This window comes from Spiroplasma sp. TIUS-1 (genome assembly GCF_010365785.1).
Lineage (GTDB): Bacteria > Bacillota_I > Bacilli_A > Mycoplasmatales > Mycoplasmataceae > TIUS-1.
On the sequence record NZ_CP048387.1, the window covers coordinates 261,009 to 281,996 of the forward strand.

The 20,988-nt window shown below is 28.1% G+C and carries 15 protein-coding genes; 14 read left to right on the forward strand and 1 reads right to left on the reverse strand.

Translation table 4 applies throughout. The features are described 5' to 3' along the window. Nucleotides 1–7: 7 nt before the first annotated feature. From STIUS_RS01205 to rnc, 7 genes are all read left to right on the forward strand, one after another. Nucleotides 8–805, forward strand: coding sequence for a DUF1600 domain-containing protein (locus tag STIUS_RS01205; RefSeq protein WP_162649471.1), 798 nt, complete (start codon nucleotides 8–10; stop codon nucleotides 803–805). 99 nt (nucleotides 806–904) lie between these two features. Beyond that, nucleotides 905–1,213 (forward strand): hypothetical protein, encoded by a 309-nt coding sequence (locus tag STIUS_RS01210; protein ID WP_162649472.1) that lies wholly within the window; start codon nucleotides 905–907, stop codon nucleotides 1,211–1,213. Between the two features lie 20 nt (nucleotides 1,214–1,233). After that, entirely contained in the window at nucleotides 1,234–2,925 is a 1,692-nt protein-coding gene (locus STIUS_RS01215; RefSeq protein ID WP_162649473.1) for a DAK2 domain-containing protein, read from the forward strand. A 58-nt stretch (nucleotides 2,926–2,983) separates the two neighbouring features. Beyond that, the gene (locus tag STIUS_RS01220; RefSeq protein ID WP_162649474.1) at nucleotides 2,984–7,369 is read left to right on the forward strand and encodes an ABC transporter permease; all 4,386 of its coding nucleotides are present in this window, start codon (nucleotides 2,984–2,986) and stop codon (nucleotides 7,367–7,369) included. A gap of 83 nt (nucleotides 7,370–7,452) precedes the next feature. After that, entirely contained in the window at nucleotides 7,453–8,523 is a 1,071-nt protein-coding gene (locus STIUS_RS01225; protein WP_238988694.1) for a Xaa-Pro peptidase family protein, read from the forward strand. A 38-nt stretch (nucleotides 8,524–8,561) separates the two neighbouring features. After that, nucleotides 8,562–9,560 (forward strand): phosphate acyltransferase PlsX, encoded by a 999-nt coding sequence (plsX, locus tag STIUS_RS01230; RefSeq protein WP_162649475.1) that lies wholly within the window; start codon nucleotides 8,562–8,564, stop codon nucleotides 9,558–9,560. A 1-nt stretch (nucleotide 9,561) separates the two neighbouring features. Beyond that, nucleotides 9,562–10,260 carry a ribonuclease III gene (gene rnc, locus STIUS_RS01235; protein WP_238988695.1) on the forward strand — a complete coding sequence of 233 codons (699 nt, stop codon included), beginning with the start codon at nucleotides 9,562–9,564 and terminating at the stop codon, nucleotides 10,258–10,260. Between the two features lie 24 nt (nucleotides 10,261–10,284). Here the strand turns inward: rnc and STIUS_RS01240 are convergent, their stop codons facing one another. Further along, nucleotides 10,285–11,520, reverse strand: a complete 1,236-nt coding sequence (locus STIUS_RS01240; RefSeq protein ID WP_162650037.1) for a replication-associated recombination protein A — start codon at nucleotides 11,518–11,520, stop codon at nucleotides 10,285–10,287. Between the two features lie 143 nt (nucleotides 11,521–11,663). Between STIUS_RS01240 and STIUS_RS01245 the strand changes: the two genes are divergently transcribed. From STIUS_RS01245 to ylxM, 7 genes are read left to right on the forward strand one after another with little or no spacing between them, the layout of a single operon-like run. Next, the gene (locus STIUS_RS01245) at nucleotides 11,664–14,615 is read left to right on the forward strand and encodes an AAA family ATPase (protein ID WP_162649476.1); all 2,952 of its coding nucleotides are present in this window, start codon (nucleotides 11,664–11,666) and stop codon (nucleotides 14,613–14,615) included. Nucleotides 14,616–14,629: 14 nt separating this feature from the next. Beyond that, entirely contained in the window at nucleotides 14,630–15,730 is a 1,101-nt protein-coding gene (gene ptsS / locus STIUS_RS01250; RefSeq protein ID WP_162649477.1) for a phosphate ABC transporter substrate-binding protein, read from the forward strand. 23 nt (nucleotides 15,731–15,753) lie between these two features. After that, nucleotides 15,754–17,844 carry a phosphate ABC transporter permease PstA gene (gene pstA / locus STIUS_RS01255; RefSeq protein WP_162649478.1) on the forward strand — a complete coding sequence of 697 codons (2,091 nt, stop codon included), beginning with the start codon at nucleotides 15,754–15,756 and terminating at the stop codon, nucleotides 17,842–17,844. Continuing rightward, nucleotides 17,837–18,670, forward strand: coding sequence for a phosphate ABC transporter ATP-binding protein PstB (gene pstB / locus STIUS_RS01260; RefSeq protein ID WP_162649480.1), 834 nt, complete (start codon nucleotides 17,837–17,839; stop codon nucleotides 18,668–18,670). Before pstA ends, pstB begins: the two co-directional genes overlap by 8 nt. An 8-nt stretch (nucleotides 18,671–18,678) precedes the next feature. Next, nucleotides 18,679–19,368 (forward strand): PhoU domain-containing protein, encoded by a 690-nt coding sequence (locus STIUS_RS01265; protein WP_162649481.1) that lies wholly within the window; start codon nucleotides 18,679–18,681, stop codon nucleotides 19,366–19,368. Between the two features lie 6 nt (nucleotides 19,369–19,374). Beyond that, the gene (ftsY, locus tag STIUS_RS01270; protein WP_162649482.1) at nucleotides 19,375–20,682 is read left to right on the forward strand and encodes a signal recognition particle-docking protein FtsY; all 1,308 of its coding nucleotides are present in this window, start codon (nucleotides 19,375–19,377) and stop codon (nucleotides 20,680–20,682) included. Beyond that, nucleotides 20,675–20,986, forward strand: a complete 312-nt coding sequence (gene ylxM, locus STIUS_RS01275; RefSeq protein ID WP_162649484.1) for a YlxM family DNA-binding protein — start codon at nucleotides 20,675–20,677, stop codon at nucleotides 20,984–20,986. The genes ftsY and ylxM overlap by 8 nt, the downstream gene beginning before the upstream one ends. The last annotated feature ends 2 nt before the right edge of the window (nucleotides 20,987–20,988 follow it).

A 20,988-nucleotide genomic window follows, 5' to 3' on the forward strand; every position in this document is an offset into this window, starting at 1 on the left:
TATAAATATGTTTAAAAAATCAAATGTCAATAAATTTATAAAAGATTGAAAATTTTGATTTAAATTAGCAACAATGATATTAATATTTGTTGCAATTATTTGGGATTTGGTTGTAAATATTTCTAATCCAGCAAAGGAATGAATCTATGAATACAAACCCGAAAATAATGAAGGTGAACCGACTATAATTTATAATTCAACTGGAGCAGCATTGAGTTATCTATCATTTTTCACGGTTCAATCAAATTTATTAGTTGCTTTCTGACTTATGATTTCATTAATTAAACAAGAGGGTGATCATAAATTATTAACAACAAAAGTCTCAATATTTGTAGCTACTTATATAACAATTACGATGTTGATATTTAACTTAGTATTATTACCTGAACTATGTATTAGTGAACCAAAGACATCGGACATTCATCCATCTAATTGAAAAGGAACTACATGATTTAAGCAAATGACATTACACTTGGTAGGGCCATTATTATTTATATTTTATATTTTATTTTTCATGAAAACTGATGAGGCAAAAGGTACAAAGGAATTCTTAAAAAATGATTCACTTAAAGTAATGTATTATCCAATTGTATATGGTATCTATATTTTAATTAGAGCCGAAATTAGAATCGCAATGGGGATGCCTACAACAGGTACATCAACATATCCATATTTCTTTATGAACTTACGTGAATCATGATACTTTTTCATAATGATCGTGTTTATTTTAATTGGATTATGTATCGGATTATCAACACTTTATAATTTAATTATTAGTAAAAGAATTAACCAAAAGCAAACTTAAATGTTTGTTTTTATTTCTCCCTTAATAGCAGTAATTATTGATTTTTATTCAATATTTATATACTATATAAAGGACTATTTAATTTAAAAGGAGGCCAATATGGAGTTAATTCAAGATATTAAAAAAATTATCACATCAGAGTTATTAACAATTCCAGGTGTATTGCAACTTGTAAAACCCTCAACTGATTTTTCAGATGATACAGATTCAATTCGCGTTTTTGATATTGAAGATGATGAACCTGAAATAAACATTCACCTATCTTTAATTAAAGGAATTAACATACTTGCAGTCTCTCAAGAGGTTATTGATAGAATTAAGCCAAAAATCGATAAGATTTTAGAATTTAAAAAGAGCTTTGCAATCAACGTTTTTGTTGATGAAGTTAAAGCTAAGAAAAAGAAATAAAAGGAACAAAATATACACATATGTCACAATCAATTAAAACACTAAAAGATATGCTTGAAAGTGGAGTTAACAATATTTATAACCACTATCCAAAAATAGATAAATTAAACGTTTTCCCAATTCCGGATGGAGATACAGGAACTAATATGAACTTAACATGTACTAATGGGTTCGCAGATTTAGAAAATGGATCATTTGAAAATGTCGGTGATTTAATGGCTAAATTTTCAAGAGGACTTATTATGTCTGCTCGTGGAAATTCAGGAGTTATTTTTTCTCAAATTATTAAGGGTTTTGCAAATGGGCTTTCAGGTCAAAAAGAAACTTCTTCTGAAATTTGAGTTAAAGCATTTGAACAGTCAAAGATTGCAGCATATGATGCTGTTATGAAACCAGTTGAAGGAACTATCCTTACAGTTATTAGAGAAACTTCAGAATCAATTTCTAAAACATTTGAAGAAAATCCTTCAATTACTGAAAAAAAATTATGAGAAGCAATTATTGTTGCTGCAAATATTTCTTTAGAAAATACACCAGAATTATTACCAGTTCTTAAAAAAGTGGGAGTAGTTGATTCAGGTGGATTTGGTCTTGTTAAATTCTTTGAAGGAATGGAAAAATTTTTAAGAACTAAAAAAATATTAGCTAGATCTAAAAAATTAGAGGATAACGAAGGTGGAAATGTTGAGATGGATCTTGACGATGAAGAATTTGGTTATTGTACAGAAGCTGTAGTTTTATTATCGGCAGATTATATTGGAACAGTAAATGTTAAAGAAATAAGATCAAAATTTGAATCTTTTGGTAACTCATCAATTGTGGTTGTAGCTGATGGAAATATTTTAAAAACACATACCCATGCTTTAAAACCTGGAATTATTTTAGAAACTCTACAAAAATATGGAGAATTTGAAAAAATAAAAGTTGAAAACATGACTTTACAATCTGATAAACATGTTAAGGGTGGAAATCCATCAATTAAAAAAGGGTCAAATGATGGAAAAACAATGACAATCATTGATTCAGAAGTTGAAAAACCAAGACGTTTATTAAAAGATACAGCAGTTATTTCAGTAGTACCGTCAAAAGATATTTTAGATTACTTTAAAGAAGAACTACAAGTTGATTATGTTATTAATGGTGGTTCAAAGATGAACCCTTCTACAAAACACTTTATTAAAGCTATTGCTGAGGTAGATGCAAAAGAAGTTTATATTTTACCAAATGACAGTAATATTTTAATGGCTGCTAACCAAGCTAAGTCATTTGAAAAAAAATCTAAAGTACACGTTATTCCAACAAAATCAGTTGTTGCTGGTATGGTGGCTTATCTAAATCTAGATAAAGATGAAAGTTACAAAAAAAACTTAGTAAGTGTAAATAAAGCACTTAAAGATTTAGTAGCTGTTTCAATTTCAACTGCATCAAGAGATGTTAAATTGAATGGTGTAAATATTAAATCAGGTAATTTACTAACTTTGGTTAACGAAAAAATATTTGCTTCTTCAAAAGAAATAAGTGATATTTTCAAGAAAGTTTTTGACAAATATATAACACCAAAAACTGAAATTATTACTATTTTCCAAGGAACAGAAGCTACCTTTAAAGAGGTTAACTTCCTTAAAAAATATCTAGATGAAAATTTCGATGTTGAATATGAAATCATCAATGGTGGTCAAGAAATTTACAAATTCTTTATAGCAATCGAATAATCTATAACTAATTAAATGTGTTTTATAAAAACACTTTTTTTATATATAAAATATTTATATGCGTCGTATATTTAAATCTTATTTGAAACTATTTATATCTTCTTGATTAGAGACATTAGGTACTCTATTATTTTTGATAACTTTTATTATTGTTATTTTGTCAATGCTTCCAGCTCCACTACAAATTTCGCTAATGGCAAATAGAACAAATAAACAAACTAATCAATGAGATTATAGTGTACATCTAGATGCAGATAATGTTTCTGGAACTAATGTTATGGATGGAAACGTTAATTCTTTTTCTTCTGAGTTTTTACAAGAAGTTACTAAAAACTTTTTAAAAGGAAAATTAGTTGAGAAAGCTAGAACAACTCCAAATCAAGATGAACTTAAAAAAAGATATGAAGAAAATAAAAATGAGACAGTTAATGATGTATATAAATTAACTTCAAAAAGTAACGATCATAAATACATTTCATTTAAGGATCCAACAGAAATTTTGAATTCAAAATCTAAAGTTAAAGATCAATCTGGAAATAATATACTATTTACAGATTGATTTATAAATGCTGAAATGGCTATTATAGAAATAATTAACATCATTCAATCTGAATCACCAAAATTAAGACAAGAAAATGATTATTATGAAAAGCGTGATAAATATATGTCAGATGTTTTAATTCAAGCTGCTTCAATATATAGTAGTTGGGGACATAATTCTTCTCTTGGAGGATCAATAAATGATGATTATTTTGGAATAAAGAAAACTTACTTAAATATAATTTCAAATGTAGTTGGATATAATTTTACATTTGATAGTTCTTGATCTGAAGAAAATACACAAAAATATAATGCTCATAATAATTTTAAAAAAGCATTTGATGGTGTATTGGTTAAAGATATTTTCAAGCAAGAAGTATTAGATTATTATTACCTAGATGGACATGAAATAAATTTAGCTGAAGAAACAAGTAATATTAGCATGCAAAGAGATATCTGAAATGCTATTCAAACAAATGTATATGAACAATTGGGTTTTAAGTACACACGTGAAAATACAATTTATACAATTGCAGATATTGGAAATAATAAATCACAAGCAGTTAACTTTACTGAAATATTTGATGAATCAGCCGAAAAAGATAGAGTAAATAATTTAGTTTACAACGGAAAAGGTTGAGCTGCTGATACAGGTAAATTAGATTCAATGAATGTATTTGGAAATGATAAGTTTTTTGATTCAATAAGTAGCTATGATAACAAATTTAAAATTAATGGTATTGATGTAAGACTTCAAAATACATATGTTGCATATAAATTGAATGGAATAACTTCAAAAAAAGATTCTTATAATTATTCATTTTTTAATTCTAATCCAAAATTTACTGGTGAATTATATGTTGGACAAGAAACATTCAAAGAAATTTATGATAAATTTATTTATCAAAGAGATAGTGGGAATGACAATTTTAATGGAAAACCATTTTTAAAAATGTCAACAACATTTTACTTAGCATTTGGAAAATCAAATTCAGAGGAACAACTTTCATTTTTACGAGGAAATGTATCAAATTCAACTCCAAATATTTATTCTATTGATACAAGTTATATTTATTCAAAAGACAAATCACCACAATTGAAAATGATTACAATGGTAAACCTAATGACAATTATTTACATTGTTATTGGAACTATTTTATTATTACTAGCTTCAGTGTTTATGTTGTATTCACAGAAAGAAGAACTAAATAGAACACGTAAACAGTTGGGAGTTTTTAAATCTAATGGATATAAAACTTGAGAACTAAGTCTACCTTCAACACTTAAAGTATTCTTATTAATGTTTATTGGTTTATTAGTTGGTTACTTGTGTTCTTTTCCACTACAAATGAATGCTGTGGATAAGCAATTTGGATCAATTGCTGTATTTTCAATTGCTAGAATTTATGCTAATCCAGCGTTCTTATTCATACTGTTTGTATGTGTTCCATCTATATTTACATCTATTATCTTTTTGATTTTGTTACATTTTTTAAGTGAAAGACCACTTGATCTAATGAGCCAAAGCTCTGTAACTAGCTTTGTAAGACATCCATGATGATATTGGTTATTATTACCAGTTATATTTCCATTTGTTTTATTACATAAGCTTTTCACATGATTGTTTAATAAAACCAGATGAGGATTTACATTTAAATTTCAAGCGGCATTCTTATCTATTTCCAAAGGTAAATTTACAATAGTAATGATATTATTCTCTTTTGCAACTTATTTAGTTTCTATGGAGATGAAAGCCATGCCTGTAATGAATAATATGTTTAATGAAGCAACTTCATTCTTAAAAAGTTCAACTGATCATGAATCATCAATATATGGTGATGATTTAGGATTACCGGATAAAAATGGATATCAAAAAATTTATGAATCATCATTTATCGGTAGACAATTTGTTGACCTAAAGGGTGATAGTATTGAAGATTTTTTAAAAAAACAACACTTGGAATCAAATAGTAAAGAAAAAGTTATGGATGACTTTGTATTTAATGCACATGCATTGGTTTCTAGAATGTTTGATGAAAGAATTAAATTTTTAGAGAAAACTAAATTTTTAAATGAAGATTTACAAAATATTGCAATGAAGATTTCTTCAGTATTTTCTATAGGATCATTAGTATTGCCTGTTGAAATTTCTACGACAAATTCATTTGATAAAATTGAAGAGAAATCAAATAAGCTATTTACAGATATTAAAAATTTATTGTTTAATATTCCAGAAAATTTAAAGGATGAAATTAGAAAATTATTAAATAATTATATTTTAGAAATAAAAGCAATTGCTTTTGATAATGTTAAAAATAAGGAATCGCTATTAACTTCAAAATTAAGTGAAAGTTATGAACAAATTCAAAAGGTAAAAGCAATTCAAGGTAACGACATTTTTAAAATGACTTGAATGCTATTATCTGGTTGAACAGGAAGTATGGAAGCATCACAATTAAGTGATATTAAAGACATTAAAAAATATATAGCAGATATAACAAATACAAATATACCTCAGGTATATAGTTCATCATATGAGGACTCAAATGAAGATCCAATTGAAAGTATTATTAAATGAATTCAAGAAGTAATAAAAGATATACTGGAATTTCTTTCTGTAGAAGAGAATGTTGAAATTGTAGAAAATTCAATTTCAAACTCAAATTTTGTTCAATATTTATTACAACCTTTATTACTTACTCAAGATGGGATTGATCCATTAATCACAAATAATTCAGTTATTTTTGATAGTAAAAAAGAAACATTGGTAAGACATGAAAATGTTAGAATAGAAGGACACAATTACTACTCAACATTAATGTCATTTGACTCTTCAGGGAAATTTGGAGATTTAAGAAATCAATATTTATTTGATGGTGTTTGAAATTGAAATGATTTAGGCAAAAAAAATAATGATGGTTCTATTAACGTCATAGTTTCAAAACCAATACAGAAACTTAAAAACTTAAAAGTAGGTGACAAAATAGAGTTGTATGACAAACGTAGTAGTGATCCTCAAAAACCAGTAGTTGGTAAAGTTATTGGAGTACAAGTTCGTAATATTGCTGTTCACATGGTTTTTGCTGATTATGATAGACTGATAGAAGCAAGAACACCAGAAGAATCTGAATTGCGCAAACATAAATTTACTTTTAAAATAGGTAAAGAAGAATATACATATGACAATGTTTATGCTTTTAATAAAGTTATTTCGTCTAAGAAAAAAATATCATTACCAATAGATGAAATTGGAATTAACATTACAGATTTAATGGACAAATTCTCTTATATGCAAGATTCATATCAATTTATGACTGAAGCTAAAAAAATAAAAGATATAAATTGATTTACTTCGATGATTGCTGGTTCTAGTTATTTAGATAAAGTGTTGGCAGGTAGTCATAATAAACAATTTATATCGTCATCATCTTATTTTTCAAGTGTGCCTTCAACAAGTGACATTATGTCATCATATGCTGTAATCAAGTCTGGTGCAGCGGCAATGATATCTATTATTACAAACATGATGATTGTAAATATTGTTATTTCATTAATTTTATTATTAATATTGTTTACAGTTTTAATTAAAATTATTATTTATGATGCACAAGGAATTATTATATTGATGCGATCACTGGGATATAAAGATATACAAATTAACTGAATAGTTATGGGGAAATATTTAACATCATCAATATGATCATTTGTAATAATGTACACCTTGTCATTCTTTACATGAACTGTGATAGCAGAATTTGCATGATCAAAATATGCAGTAATACTTGCCATTCCAATTTATTGATACTTGCCATTCCTAATTTTCTTAGTTATGGAATCGGTAATAACAATAGGATTCTTATTTGGGGTATATAGATTGAAAAAATTACCTTTAGCAAGACTTTAATATTAAACAAAGAACTACAATGTAGTTCTTTTTATATTTGAAATAGAGTAATTATAGATATGTTTGTGGTTTAAAATAATATTATGAAAAAAGATATTTTAAACAATTTAATGAATGATAATGGAGCTGACGCTGTATTATTACATTCACCACAAAACAGATTATGATTTACTAGATTTAGTTCATCACTTGGTTATGTTTTATTTTCTAAAAACAAAACATACTTATTGATTGACGGCAGATATCATACAATGGCAATTGAATCAAAAGAATTAATTAACGTTGATGAGATTATTAATATGAATAACGCTTCGAAACAAATCAATGAATTAATTCAAAAGCTAAATATTAAAAAAATGATTATTGAATCAGATTGAGTTTATGTAAATCAATTTGATTCATGATCAAAAATATTTAAGGCCAAACTTATAAAAACAGATACATCAAAAATTAGAATGATTAAAGATCAATGGGAAATTGATCAAATTAGAAAAGCATGTGATATTACAAACTTAGTTTTTGAAAAGGTTTTGAAAAATATCAAAATTGGAATGTCAGAGTTGGAGATTGCTAGATTTGTATCAAATCAGTTCTTGGAATTGGGAGCTCAAAAATTAAGTTTTGATACAATTGTTGCAAGTGGGGAAATGAATGGTTCTATGCCACATGCTACTCCGTCTAATAGAACTATTAAAGAGGGAGATTTTGTAACTTTAGATATGGGATGTTATGTTAATGGGTATTGTTCAGATCAAACTCGTACATTTGCAATTGGAGAAACAATTAATCCAAAACTAATAGATATTTACCAAACAGTTTTAGAATCTCAACAAAAAGGTATAAGTGCGTTGAAAGAAGGTATTTCTTCTGGAGATATTCATAAAATATGTTTTGATTATATTGAATCAAAAGGTTATGGTGAGTACTTTACGCATGGAACAGGTCATGGTTTAGGAATAGAAATTCATGAAGAACCATATAATGCCAAAAACCAAACAGAAATATTAAGAGCTGGTATGACAGTAACTGTTGAACCTGGAATTTATATTCCAGGTTTGGGAGGAGTTAGAATTGAAGATGATCTTTTAGTTACAAAAGATGGATTTGAATATTTAACAACTGCAAGACGAGAACTAATACATATCAAGGGATAATTTTATTTAATATATAATTATAAAAATAAGAGGTCATAATGATTAAAATAGCATTCGACGTAATGGGTTCAGACAAAGGTCCTAAATACGCAATTAGAGCAGCAGTAAATTTTTTGAAAAAAAATAATGATACAGAACTCCACTTAGTAGGACAACAAGAAATTATTGAATCTGAGTTAAAGTTGAACAAATATAAAGGGACGAATATTGTAATTCATAATGCAACAGAAGTGATTGAAATGACTGATGGTATTTTGAGTATAAGAAGAAAAACAGATGCATCAATGGTAGTTGCTTTAAAATTAGTTAAAGAAAAAATTTGTGATGGTATGTTAACTTCAGGTGCTTCTGCTCCTTATATAGCTGGATGTCATTTCATATTGGGAGAGTTTGAAGGTATTTCAAAACCAGGATTTATGCCAGTTATCCCAACTGAAGTAAAAGGTAAGGCTACTGCTTTATTAGATGTTGGAGCTAATTTAGAAAACTCACCAGAAGATTTAATAAACTTTGCTTTAATGGCAAATATTTATATGATTGAAATTATGGGAAATGAAAATCCAAAAATTGGTTTACTAAATATTGGTGAAGAAAAATCCAAAGGTTTACCTTTACAAGTTGAAACATATAAATTGTTAGAAGCAAGAAATGATGTTAACTTTATTGGGAATGTTGAAGGTTATGAAATTTTTACTAACAAAGCAGATATCATTGTCTCTGATGGATACTCGGGTAATATTATGTTGAAAACAATGGAAGGAGCTGCAAAATCAGTTTCTAGAATTATTAGTGGTCATGTTAAAAAAAATATTTTTAGAAAGATACTTGCAATACCATTAATTCCAGCTTTCAAAGGTGCTAAAAAACATCTTGATGTTCGTGAATATGGTGGAGCTATTTTATTAGGTGTTGATGGTATAGCTTTTAAAGCTCATGGTTCATCTGATGAAGTTGGTTTTGCAGCAACTATAACAATGGTTCATCAAGCAATTTCTCGTGAAGTTCTAAGTAAGATGAAAGCAAAATTAGGTAAATAATATGCAAACAAAAAGAACACTAAAAGAATTAATGTCTTCATTGGGTATTGAAATCAATGATATTGATATCTTTGATGAAGCATTAACTCATAACTCATGAGCTAACGAAACGGGTAATTCTAAAACTTATCAAAGACTAGAATTTTTGGGAGATGCAATCTTGCAGATGAAAGTTAGCGAATATTTATTTAATAATTTTGCAACCTTCAATGAGGGATCTCTTACAAAATATAGAAGTGCAATGGTTCGTGAAGAATCATTAGCATTTGTTGCAAAAAATTTAGAGTTAGGTCAATATATTAAATTAGGTATTGGAGAAATAAATAGTAAAGGTCATGAAAAAGCTTCAATGTTATGTGATATATTTGAATCACTAACTGCCGCAATTTATTTAGATCAAGGCATTGAAAAAGTTAATAGTTGATTAGAACAAACACTATTCAAATCATCAAATGTTAACTACTTTATAGAACAAACACATGATTATAAATCTGAATTACAAGAAGTCATTCAATTAGAAAATAGAAGTGAATTGGAATATAAAGTTATTGATAAACAGACAAATGACTATAATCAAACTACTTTCAAGGTTGCCATAATTATTGATAATAAAACTTATGGAACTGGTGAGGGAACAAATAAAAAAGCCGCAGAACAAGCAGCAGCAAAATCAGCAATTTCTAAAATGAAAAAGAGATAATAAAAAGTACATAATATGTACTTTTTATTTTTGTTTCATTTTTAAATATAAATCATAAACTCGTTTTTCATATGCTGAATGGGGTTTGTTTTTATAATATTTTTTATCCTTGATTTCATTTGGTAGATATTGTTGTTCTACTCAATCGTTTTTATAATTGTGGGCATATTTATATCCAATGCCACGACCAAGTTTTGTGGCAGATTTATAATGAGCATCTTTTAAGTGATCAGGTACATCATAGATTAATCCTTCTTGTACGTCTTTAACTGCATCAGTAGTTGCTAAATATGCTGAATTAGATTTTTCACTTAATGCCATATCAACAATTGCTAAACCCAACGGGATAATGCCTTCAGGAAATCCAATTTGTCTAAAAGCATTTGTTGCTTGTAAAACGCGTGGAGGGATTGAGGGATTTGCCATTCCAATATCTTCATAAGCCATTATTACCATTCTTCTCATTAGAGTTTCATAATCTCCAATTTCATAAAGTCTTGCAAAATAATATAGTGCAGCATCAACATCGCTTCCTCTAATTGACTTTTGTAATGCAGACTTTAAATCGTGGAAATCGTCCCCATAAGCTCCACTTGGATTTTTAGCATTGGGAACAATTTTTATAACATCTTCAGCTTTAATTTCTTGACTCGGATATAGTTTTAAAAATAACTCTAAACTGTTTATTAGAGATCTAACATCACCAGAAGATATCTCACATAGGTGTTCTAAAGCTATATCTTCAATTTTTAAATCAATCACATTATCTTTAATTAATTTTTTAATATAACTAAACATATCACTACTATCAATACGCTTTAATTCAATAATATTGGCTCGTGATCTGATAGCAGGATTAATTACGAAGTAGGGATTTTCTGTTGTTGTAGCAAATAATTTAACATTTCCTTTTTCAATATATTCTAAAAGAATATCTTGTTTATCTTTATTCATTCTATGAATTTCATCAATTATTAAAATGAAGTTTTCTTCATTAATAGCTCTATCTATTATCTTGTTTAACTTTTCTTTTTTATCATAAGATGCATTGAACATATCATATTTAATACCAAGATCTTTTGCTAAAGCAATTGCAAATGTTGTTTTACCAGTTCCACTTGGTCCATAAAAAATTAACGAAGTACAAAATTTATTCTCAATCATTCTTGAAATTAGACCGTCTTTATTAAGTAAGTGTTTTTGTCCAATTATATCTTTAATAGATTCAGGTCTTAGTAGGTAAGCTAAAGGTTTCATAATAGTTTTCCTCTTTAATTTAATTATATGTTAAACCAATGTAATCAATAAAAATACTAGAGATTTTCCTGGATTAGAGTTAGGTATTTTTTTAGTAATAATAAGTCATATTTATATATAATAAGAGGGATAACAAGGGAGTCTTTATGATTTTTATTAAGAAATTTGAAGCAAACGGATTTAAATCTTTTGCCGATACTACAATATTAAATTTTGATTATTCAATGACTGGAATTGTAGGACCAAATGGAAGTGGTAAATCTAATATTACTGATGCTATCAGATGAGCTTTAGGGGAAGTATCTCCTAAATCTTTGCGTGGTGGAAGTATGGAAGATGTTGTTTTTGCAGGTTCTGTATCTCGTAAGGCTTTGAATTTAGCTGAAGTCACAGTTACATTTGATAATACAAAGCGAGTGTTTAAATCATTAGATTTTGATGAAGTTGCGATTACTCGTAAGTATTTTAAAGATACTAAAGACTCAGAATACTTTATCAATAAAGCACGTGTGAGACAAAAAGATGTTCAAGAGGCAGCTCTAGAAACAGGTATTACAAAATCATCACTTGCAGTTATTTCTCAAGGTACAATCTCAAGATTTGCTGAAGCTAAACCAGAAGAAAGAAGAAATATTTTTGATGATGCTGCAGGTATTTCAATTTATAAAAAACGCAAGGATGAGTCAGTTAGAAAATTAGTTCGTACTGAAGAGAACTTAATGCGTGTAAATGATATTGTTAACGAAATTGAAAGAAAACTTCCTGCATTAAAAAGACAAGCTGAAAAAGCAAGACAATATAAAGTTCATTGAGATGAACTGCGTGTAATTGAAATTGCTATTTTAGTAAAAGATATTCAAATGTATGAAAATAGGTTGAATGAAATTAATGATAATTCATTAGATATTAGATCTCAAATTTCTGAAATTCAAAAAGAATTGGATGTTAAGCAAAGTGAATACAATTCAATTTATGCTAAATCATTTGAAACAGAAAACCAATTAGAATTATTAAATGCAAAGTTCTCTAAAACAATTGAAAAGATTAGTGAATTTAAAGTATTAAAGATAAATCTTGAATCAAAGAAAAATACAACAAACTTAAATCAAGAAGAATATAAAATTAATGACATTAAAAATGCAGTTAGAGAAATTCAAATTAAGTTACATGCAGAAGAAGAAAACTATAAAACTTTAATTGAAGAAAAGAATTCTAAAAATGCATTGAAAGAAGAACTTGCTAGAAAGCGTTTTGATTTAAACAATGAATTAGAGTCTGTAAAAAGACAACTATCAAGATTAGAATCAACGATTGAAATAAAGTCTTCTTCATCACATCAAAGAGATGGAATGCACCGTGGTGTTGCAGCCATTATGGAAAATAAAAAAACAATGCCAGGAATTATAGGCACAGTTGCTGATCTTATCAAAGTAGATGATAAATTTGACACAGCTATATCAGCATTGATTTCAGGTTCAGCACAAAGTATTGTTGCAAGTGATACTCGTATAGTTAAACAAGCAATTAGTTTTTTAAAACAAAATAATGTAGGATTTGCAACTTTCTTACCAATGGATAATATTCGCGCAAATAGAATTCCTGACGATATAAAATTTGCAATTGAAAAAGCAAAAGGTTTTGTATCATTTGCGAATAATGCTATTAATATTGAGAAAAAATATCAAAGCATTGTTGATTACTTGTGTGGTACTTCAATTATTATTGATGAATATGATAACGCAGTTAATGTATCAAAAATGGTAAATCAAAGATACAACATTGTTACATTAGACGGAGAAAGAATTCTGCCTAATGGTGCAATTGTCGGGGGTAAAAGAAACTTTAAAAAACTTTCTTATAACCCATTAGAAGAAATAGAAAAGCTTACTGCTGAAAAAAATGAAAAAGAAGAGTTAGAAAGAAATTTAAAGTCTCAAATATTTGAACTATCATCACAAATTGATGTGACATATGATGAAATATCTGGTACACAATCTGCTTTAGGTACTTCAAGACAAATGCAAGATCGTCTTGAAGTTAGTGAAGAAAGATTACGTGAAGAATATCGTGTCTTGACTGGTAAACAATTAGGTAATGAAAAACTTGATGAAACTTCAATTGATTCTCAAATTATTGAGGCAATTGAAAAAATAGGGCAATTGGAAAACTTTAAAGTTCAAGCTCAACAAAAAATTACAATATTGAGAAATACAAAAATTAAATACAGTAATAAACAAAGTGAGTTAAATACTGCAATCTTGGAAAGCAGACAAATGCTGGATAGATTAAAAGAGCAAATGTCTTCAATGAATACAGATGGTTCTCTTTTAACAGAAAGAAAAACAAATAGTTTACAAAGACTTGCTCAAGATTATAACTTAACTTTTGAAACAGCAAGCGCTCTTGAACAACCTTCAATACTTGACGAAGAAAAAACAAGAGCTCGAGTAGCTGAACTGCGTGTGATTATTAAAGATTTAGGAAATGTAAATATTGATTCTATTGAAGAATATGAAACTGAAAATGAAAGATATGAAGAATATCAAAAACAAGTAAAAGACATTCTAGAAGGATTGAACAACATAAAAGAAGCCATAAAAGAAATGGATACTAAAATGGTTGATCAATTTGTTGAAGTTATTACTGAAGTTAATAAAGCATTACCTGAGACTTTCAAAACTTTATTTGGTGGTGGTACTGCCGAAGTATTCTTTACAGAACCAAATAATATTTTAGAAACAGGAGTTGACATTAAAGTAAATCCTCCAGGTAAAAAAATATCAAATCTTAACTTGCTTTCAGGGGGAGAAAAATCACTTGTCGCATTGACAGTGTTATTCTCAATTCTAAAAGTTAGACCTTTACCAATTGTTATTCTTGATGAGGTTGAGGCTCCTTTAGACGTTGCTAACGTTGAGCGTTTTGCCAAGCATGTTAAAACATTTACAAAAGACACACAATTTATGATTGTGACTCATCGTCAAGGAACTATGGAAAATTGTGATGTACTATTTGGTGCAACAATGGAACAAAAAGGTATTACAAAAATAGTCCAAATTAGATTAGTTGATGCTAAACAAATGACTAGTGAAAACTAGCAGGAAATAAACACATGAAAAAAAAGACAATCATTTTTATTGCAATAATAGTTTCGGCTGTTATTTCAATTTTTGTATGATCAATATCTATGCCAAGTAGACTTGTTTACTTTGGAGGTTCTTCAAGTGTAAACCCATTTATGCAAATTGCAACAAAGGAATTTGATAAAGGTAAGAACTATGAAGTTATTTATAATTCGAATGGTTCTCAAAATGGGGTTAGATCTGTAGAAAATGGTACATATTCTGTAGGAATGATTTCAAAAGAAATAAAGGAAAACACTCTTTCTAAAGGGAGTGTATTTTCTAATTATGAATCAGTTGATGAAGACCTAACAGACCCAGCACATTTACATGAATTTTCAGTTGCTGTTAAAAATGATAATAGTATAAATGCAATTGAATTTGCAATTGATGCAATTGTTATTATGTATAATCCTCCAGCTTGACTAGATGATGAAATGTTAAATAGCATTGATATTGATTTATCTAAAAAAGAACATAAGGATATTATTAAAGAGATTTATTCAAATTCAAAATATACTTGAAGAGATTTTTTATTAGATATAAATAAAGGAAATAAACAATTACTAAATAAAATCTCACTTCAATCAAATGTGGATCTATTGGTGCCAATATCAAGAGAATCAGGTTCTGGAACAAGAAAATCATTTGATGACTTTTTTGGGATAACAAATGTTGATTCAGGAACAGCTAATTCAAATGGTTCTATGATTACACAACTTAGAGATACAAATGGGTCATTTGGATATGTGTCATATGGCTTTTATAAAAATAGTCAAAATAATAACCTACAAACACCTTGAATTAACAGTCACAGATTAGGACAAGATGGTGAAGTCGAAATCAAAAATAGTAGTATTATTTCTGAACATGATGGAATGCTAAATGAAGAATATATTAGACAAGGTTACTATTTATTAAAAAGACCATTTATTATGTTGTTTAGTTCTTCTGATAAAAAAGTAGATATTGTTCTTGAATTCGTTGAATTCTTAGTTTCTGAAAAAGCAAAACATGCCTATGAAGAAGAAGGATTGGTCCCAAAAATGGGATACCTAAAAAATGGTGGTATTAAAACTAATGATTATTAATAAAAAAATAAAAGGGAAATAAAATGAAACCAACAGAATCGTCACAATTTAAAATGCCGAAACAAAGTTTTTCTAAGAAAGATCAAGTATTTAAATGAAGTATCATTTCAGTTACTAGTTTAGTATTAGTTATTTTAGCTGTTATAGTAGGATTTATTATTTTTCAGGCAACACCAGGATTTCTTGGTGGTGAAATATCAATTTGACAATTTTTATTCACAAATAATTGAAACCCTGATGGCGGAACCTATGGAATAGCAGGAATTGTATTATCAACAATGACAATGTTGTTCATTTCGTTAATAATAGCTGTTCCATTAACTATATTTTCTTCACTATTTATTAGTGAATATCTAAATCAAAAATCAAAAAAAGTAGTTATTACTACAATTCAATTACTTGCAGGTATTCCTTCAGTTGTATTTGGATTATTTGCAATTGATTTTATTGGTCCAATCTTTGTTAAAATGGGAGCTAGCTCAAGTTATAACATGATGACAGCTTCAACAACTTTGGCTTTCATGGCTCTACCAACAATGATAACATTATCAATTAATGCAATTGAATCAGTTCCAGAATCATATAGATTTGCTTCAATTGGATTAGGTATTTCAAAAGAAAGAACTACTCATAAAATTGTTTTAAAAAGTGCAATGCCAAAAATAATAGGGGCAATTATTATGGGTATGGCTCGTATAATTGGTGAAACAATGGCTGTTATTTTAATTGCTGGTAACTCAACATCTGGTTTAAATACAAGTGATGGATTCTTGGGATTTATATTTTCATCAATTAGAACTCTATCAGGAACAATAGGACTAGAGATGTTAGAAAATGGAGGTTCAACTCATCAATCAGCACTGTACGCTATTGGTCTAGTACTATTCTTCTTGGTTATTGTTATAAACCTAGTAATTTTAGGTATATCAGGATCAGGTAAAAAGAAAGCTATCAAGGCAAATAGAAATCCATCAAAACATTATAAATACAAAAATATTGAATCAAAAGGTGGAATAGAAGATGCCAAGTTATCAACTCTAATTAGAGCTGTTACAGATAATCGTGCTTTTAGAAAATTTGAATCATTTGTATTCTTAGTATTTTTTATTGGATCTGTTGCAATAATTATGTCGGTAACAGTCTTTGTAATTGGAGCAGTTATTTTTCAAGGTTTAATTGGTTTTTCAACTAGTGCAATGATTCAAATTGATGGACAAAAATCAGGAATATTTGCAACTATTTTTGTAACATTGTTATTAGTTTTCACAACAATTGTTATAGCTATTCCTTTAGCTTTATTTGTTGCAATTTACTTCAATGAATATTCAAATGATAAATCAAAGTTCACACGTATTATTAAGTTTGCAATAAGTATACTAGCTTCAACACCATCAATTGTGTTTGGTATCTTTGGATTGACATTGTTTGTTCAAATTATGGGCATACCTTTATCTATATTAGCTGCGTCACTTACAATGACAATGGTTATACTTCCGTCATTAATTATTTCATTTGAAGATGCTCTATCATCAGTTCCAAACATCTATAGAGAAGCAGCTTATGGTATGGGGATGAGAAAATCTAAAATGGTATTTTTGGTTGTGTTACCAAATGCAATGCCAGGATTACTAACAGGAACTATTTTATCAACTGCTCGTATAGTTGGTGAATCAGCTCCAGTATATCTAACACTTGGTACTGTTGTAAGAATGCCCACAGAGGGATTTATGTCTCCAGGAGCAACACTTACAACAGAAATTTATATGTTAGTTCAAGAAGGATCAAATGTTGCAGCAATGAAAGTAGCATATCAATTATCATTTATTACTTTATTATTTATATTGTTACTTAATGCTTTATCAGCATATGCAGCAAAAAGATTTAATCCTGAATATAAAAAACCAACATTTGATCAAGCATGAATGAGAAATGCTCAAGCAATTTTAGATTTTATTAAATTAAAATGACTCATTAAAATATTTAAAAAAATAGGTAATAAAATAAAAAAATGAAGTCATGCATTCAATTATAAAAATTCAAAAGAAAATATTAAACAATCAAGGGAACGTAAAAAAATAATAAAAGAAATTTATAAGGAGGTCCAAGATGAATAGTGCAGAAATAATAACAGCTAATATTGATGAGGTTAAAAAACCAAAGAAATTGCGGTTATCTCAAAAACCAGTAATTATTGAAATCAGAGATGTAAATTTTTATTACAACAATGGTCAAAAACATGTTTTGAAAGGTATTAATTTAGATGTTAAAGAAAATAGCTGTTTAGCATTAATTGGTCCATCAGGTTGTGGTAAGTCGACATTACTAAGAAATATAAACAGAATGAATGATTTAGTTGAAGCTGCAGGAATTACTGGAGAAATTGTTTTTAATGGTGAAAACATTTTAAATGATTCAGTTGATGTAACTAAGTTGCGTGGTGAAATTGGAATGGTTTTTCAAAAAGCTAATCCATTTCCGTTCTCTATTTATGAGAATGTTGCGTTTGGACCAAAGAACCAAGGTGTTAAAGATAAAACTATTATTAATCAGATAGTTGTTGATTCATTAAAAAAAGCTGCTTTATGAGATGAAGTTAAGGATAATTTAAATGATTCAGCACTTGGATTAAGTGGAGGTCAACAACAAAGGTTATGTATTGCCCGAGCAATTGCTATGAAACCAAAAGTATTGTTAATGGATGAACCTACAAGTGCACTTGACCCAATTGCAACTTTAAAAGTAGAAGAACTAATATTAAAACTAAGAGATGAATACACAATAGTTATAGTTACTCACTCTATGGCTCAAGCAGCCCGCGTATCTCAGTTCACAGCATTTCTATTAAGTGGTGATTTAATAGAATACAATAGAACAAAAAAAATATTTACAAACCCAAAAGATAGAAGAACAGAAGATTACATTTCTGGAAGATTCGGTTAGGAGGCAAAATGGCAGTTAATAAGATTTTAGACAATGATATAAAACAAATTAAAAAAGAATTAAACTTGATGATTGAAAAAACCAAGGAACAATTTAGATTAACATTTGCTTCTCTAGTAGAAAAAGATATTGAGTTATGTAAATTAGTGATAGAAAAAGACTTAGAAATTAATAAATTGCAAAATGAGTTTATAAAGCAGGCACAATGAAAAATTGCAAAACAACATATGGTGGCCTCAGATTTAAGATTGGCGATTGGTTCAATTATGATTGCTCGTGATTTAGAACGTACAGCCGATGTTGCAAAACACATTTGCCAGTATTTAGTTAAATACAAACCAGAAAATATTGCTGTTGAATATATATCATCAATATTTGAAACTACAATGAAAATGTTTAACGAAGTTGCAACTCATATTGAAAATCCATTTGAGAACAGAAAAACTGAAGCTGTGCAACAACAACTTAACATTGCAAAAGCTTTTGATGAGTTATACAATAAATTAGTAGAAAATGTAGCTAAAGATAATAGATCAGAAACCATATTAACTAACTTTAGAATGGTTCGTCGTTTAAGAGATTTAGAACATGTTGGAGAATATTTACTAGGAATTGAAGAATCAATTGTATTCATTAAATCTGGTAAATTTGAAGAAATTCAAAAAGCAATTATAGAAGAAGTAAATTTAAATAAGTAGAGAAACATGGGATTTTGAAAGAAACTAAAAGAGAGAGTTTTTAGTAGTGATACTAAAACAGAAGAAAATATTGAACAATCAGTTCAATCTTTTGTTGTTTCTGAAGAGCCAAAAATAGTTCAACATGATAATGAAACAAACGTAACAGAGTTAACTAATGAGGTTATTGAAATAAAATCTACAGACACTTATAATGTTGAAAATGAGTTTGTTATTCAAACTATAAATGAAGAAAAAAGACCAATTGAAGTAAAAGAAATTAAAAGTGAACCAAATCATAATCTAAAATCTAAACCTGAATTAGTTCAAAAATCTGAAAAACAAATTATTAAAGAATTAAAGAAAAAAAATAAGCAAGAAAAAAAAGAAGTTAAAGTTGAAAGAAAACAGCTTCAGTCAGCTCTTACATTTTCAAAAGATATTAAAAAATTATCTAAAAAATATAAAAAAATTAATAGTGAATTTTTTGAGGAATTAGAAGATGTATTAATTAAAACTGACATGGGTGTAAAAATGGTTTTACAAATTTCTAACAAGGTTCAAAAGCGTGTAAAACCAAATTCAGCACCTGAATCGATAAATGAAATTTTGGTTGAAGAGATTTATGATGCATATGACTCAGGAAGGTATGATCCTAGAATGCATTATAAAGATGGTGAATTAAATGTTTATCTAATAATGGGTGTTAATGGTGTTGGTAAAACAACATCAATTGCAAAACTCGCAAATAACTACGCAATGAATGGAAAAAAAGTTTTAATTGCAGCAGCTGATACTTTTAGAGCAGGTGCAGTTGAGCAATTAGAGAGTTGAGTAAATAATAGATTAACTGGAGTTGATCTATTAAAACCTCATAAACCTGGAGTTGATCCTGCTTCTGTAGTTTATGATGGGATGAAAAAAGCAATTGATGGAAAGTATGATGTTCTTTTAATTGACACAGCAGGTAGATTACAAAACAAAGTAGGTCTAATGGCTGAACTTGAAAAAATGTACAAAATAATTAAACGCACAATTCCAAAGGCACCACATGAATGTCTAATGGTTATTGATGCTACAACTGGACAAAATGGTGTAGTTCAAGCTAAACAATTTGCTGAAGTTGCTTCAGTTACTGGAATAATCTTAACTAAGATGGATTCAACCTCAAAAGGTGGAATAGCGCTTAATATCAAAGATGTATTAAACATACCCGTTAAATTTATTGGACTTGGAGAAACTGTAAATGATTTAGTTGAGTTTAACTTAGATGAATATGTTTATGAATTAACTAAAGACTTTATGGAAGATACAAGTGAGGAAAGTGATGAATAATAGTTATCTACAAAAGACAGTTGAAATAAATCAACTATTTGATTTTTATAAAGAACTATTAACTACAAAACAAAGAGAATATTTTGAAATGTATTATTTTGAAAATTATTCATTAAATGAAATTGCTATTGAGTATGGAGTTTCTAAAAACGCGATTTATGATAGTTTACAAAAAACTATAATTTATCTTGAAAACATTGAGGAAAAATTAATGTTTAATAGTAGAATAAATATATTAAAAGACCTGGCATCAAAAGAAGATGTTGATTTAGATCTTATTAAAAATAAGATTATGGAGTTATAGGA